Below are 2,852 nucleotides of genomic sequence, written 5' to 3' on the forward strand. Positions count from 1 at the left end.
ACTGTAGACCATGAAAACTAAACAAATAATTGAGAGGATTTTAATGCAAGATGTGAGGGATGGTTTATTAATACTTGAAAATAAAGAAGTTGAGAATATAGTTGAAGTCTATTCTTTTGAACAAATTAGAGAAATACTTATTTTTGCTCTATCTGATAGTACTTCAGAATATTGGACAATATTAGCTCTAAACCTATTGAATAAAAAATCCGAGTATATTTCTTATGAAATAATCTTAATGCTTAAAGAAATAGCAGGCATGCCAAAAAAATATACACAAAAAACCAGACATGAGGCATTAAAAATATTAAAAAAAGGAGTACCTATGAGATCTTTATATCAGGTAACAGCTTGTGACATCTCGGTAGTACCTTACTATCTGAAAGGGTATCAGCAACATGGCTTGCAGTACGGTATAAACGAATATGAAAGAGCTGAACCATTAGGTGCGCAATGTACAAATTGCCATACCATTCTATGGATAACAGGTCGTAATGATCCTATCTTGAATAAAGATGATAGTAATATACCTGACAGTGGACCAATTTACAGAGAGTACTATAAGAATAAACTAAAACGGTTTTTAAGTTCATTACCTTCCTGCCCAAATTGTCATCAACAGGCATATGATTTGTTCGTTAATAATACAACATTAACTAGATTTGAAGATGGTAGTCCAGCTCCAAAATATCCAGAAGAATATTATGGGGTTGATGAAGAAATGTCAGCTAAAGTCAAAGATAAAGCTGTATGGTGGTACGGTGATGAAACCGAGGCTAAAAGGCTAAATCTGAAATTTTTATAATATTTTTTAAATACACGGTTGATAATCAGAAATTATTGATTAAGAAGATTTTACATATAGTCGAATTAATGGTTTTTATGATCCTAAAGGAACAATGATATGAAATTATATCCAATACCTGCTGATTTTATTAATGAAAAGGTGAACCTTTCATGGTGTGATATCAAATGGGGCTATGAAAATAATCTTCTTACTTCAGAAATACCAATAAAAAAAGCAGAGAATAGTTTATTAACGGAAAACTATACTAACGCTGAACTTGAGTTGTCATTCCTTATACCCACTGAGTCAAATGACATCAGTTCTTTTATTTATGAATTATGTCCAAATTTTAAAGAAGATGAATATGAGACCATTAGTCAAAAATGGTTATATGTAATTCTTAGCTGGCTCTGGCTTAATCGAGAAAGTTTTGAAGATCCTTTAGATGAAGTAGAAAGTATTTATACAGATTTTGATTGTCCAGCCGAAATGGATAATTTTATTAAATATATGCCTCCTACAGATGGATATAATCCATCATTGTATTCTTATGCAGAAAATATTAATCGCTTAATGAAGAATTGGGAGAACTATTTGCAAAAGAGTGCTGAAAAGTATAAGTGAAGCACTATGCGATCTATGACACTTAATAATATTAGGCAATTTTTTTAAATACTGGAGAACCATCAAATGCTACAAGATATTGGGGATCAGTATCCAAATGGCGCAATTAATAAAGAAATTATTGAAAATTTTGCAGCTACTTTAGAAGTTACATTTCCACCAGAATATGTTGAACTTATTTCTCAACATGATGGAATTTATCCTGAAATTTCTAACTTTGATTATGTTGACACTGATGGTGAGCTAAATATCAGTACAGTAGAGTTAGGAGGATATTTGCATGAACCTCGAATAGAAGGGATGCAATTTCCCGAAGGTGCTGATGATTATGAAGGAAAATTAATAGGATTTGGATCTACACCTGGTGGAAATTTTATTTGTTTTGATTACAGATTTCCTTGGATAAAAGATCAACCAAAGATCGTGCTTGTTTTACATGACGACTACTATAATTTTGGAATGAATGAGGGAAAAAGAAAGGTTCTGTACCTAGCAGATAACTTTGTACACTTTATAAATTCATTACATGAATTTATTGAATACTGATTATTATTTAAAAAAGCATCACAAAGATGCATGCTTTGTTATTACAAATTGCTTGAAATATATACAGAAAACTCCCTGAAACGAGTTGGAATGCTACAAACGTGGATGATACTTTAAACTCCACTCTTCCCAATAAGTGAGGTGAGCAATGAAACTGTTAGCTTTGATTAGCATGGGAGTTGCAGCGAGTTATTGGTATAAAACTATAAAAAATAGCAAGCTAGCTCTTCTGAACCCAAATTTTGATGAAATAGTAAAAAAAATCGTATTAGCAGACTTTAAAGCCTAATACATTTAATAATCTCAATTAAATAAAAAGCTCATTTAAAGATGGGCTTTTTTGCTTTACTGGAATATATAGAAATTGGTGCGAACGAATTTAGATATCATTATCTACTTTCATTTTTATTTAATTCTTCAAACATTTTGTATTGTTCTTCAAATATTGTTTTATGATTTTCAATCGTTTTTAAATATTTAACACATTCAGGGCATTGATCTATAAGTAATGATTGCTCAAGCCTTACAAGGATCTCTCTATTCAAAGAGTGATGACTTTTATTTGCTGCATTTGTAAGCTTATCTTTAAGTTCTTTTGGTAAACGCAAGCTATAGTGGGAAGGTATCGGTTCACTATCATTAATGTTCTTCATGTTTATTCCATCCATGTATTATTATTTATAAAGTGAAGATAATTGTAAGACAATTTTAAGATAGTATATTGCTCTAATATGAGAATAACAAGATATCTTATTGATTAATATAAAAGTTAATTAGATGGGGTTGGCTTGATGTATTTGGCATTTTTTATTTAAAAAAGCAAATTGATTATCATTGTTGGTGATGAAATTTACTGGATTAGTTATAGTGTAAATGGTCCCACTAAATATTGATT

Annotated in this window: 5 protein-coding genes; 4 read left to right on the forward strand and 1 reads right to left on the reverse strand. The window is 30.5% G+C overall.

The genetic code is table 11. The features are described from left to right. Positions 1 to 325 precede the first annotated feature (325 nt). The 4 genes from HUN22_RS16355 (at position 326) to HUN22_RS16370 (ending at position 2,246) form a co-directional block, all read left to right on the forward strand. The gene (locus HUN22_RS16355) at positions 326 to 805 is read left to right on the forward strand and encodes a hypothetical protein (RefSeq protein ID WP_174731588.1); all 480 of its coding nucleotides are present in this window, start codon (positions 326 to 328) and stop codon (positions 803 to 805) included. 99 nt (positions 806 to 904) lie between these two features. Next, positions 905 to 1,411: a DUF2247 family protein gene (locus HUN22_RS16360; protein WP_174731577.1), complete on the forward strand. Its 507-nt coding sequence runs from the start codon at positions 905 to 907 to the stop codon at positions 1,409 to 1,411. Between the two features lie 66 nt (positions 1,412 to 1,477). Then, complete coding sequence (locus HUN22_RS16365) at positions 1,478 to 1,957, forward strand: SMI1/KNR4 family protein (RefSeq protein ID WP_174731580.1); 480 nt, start codon at positions 1,478 to 1,480, stop codon at positions 1,955 to 1,957. Positions 1,958 to 2,105: 148 nt separating this feature from the next. Beyond that, positions 2,106 to 2,246, forward strand: a complete 141-nt coding sequence (locus tag HUN22_RS16370; protein WP_174731582.1) for a hypothetical protein — start codon at positions 2,106 to 2,108, stop codon at positions 2,244 to 2,246. A 100-nt stretch (positions 2,247 to 2,346) separates the two neighbouring features. Here HUN22_RS16370 and HUN22_RS16375 read toward each other — a convergent pair whose 3' ends face one another. Next, complete coding sequence (locus HUN22_RS16375) at positions 2,347 to 2,610, reverse strand: Arc family DNA-binding protein (RefSeq protein WP_174731585.1); 264 nt, start codon at positions 2,608 to 2,610, stop codon at positions 2,347 to 2,349. Positions 2,611 to 2,852 lie beyond the last annotated feature (242 nt).

Origin of the sequence: Acinetobacter lactucae (assembly GCF_013344765.1) — a bacterium.
Taxonomy (GTDB): Bacteria; Pseudomonadota; Gammaproteobacteria; order Pseudomonadales; family Moraxellaceae; genus Acinetobacter; species Acinetobacter lactucae_A.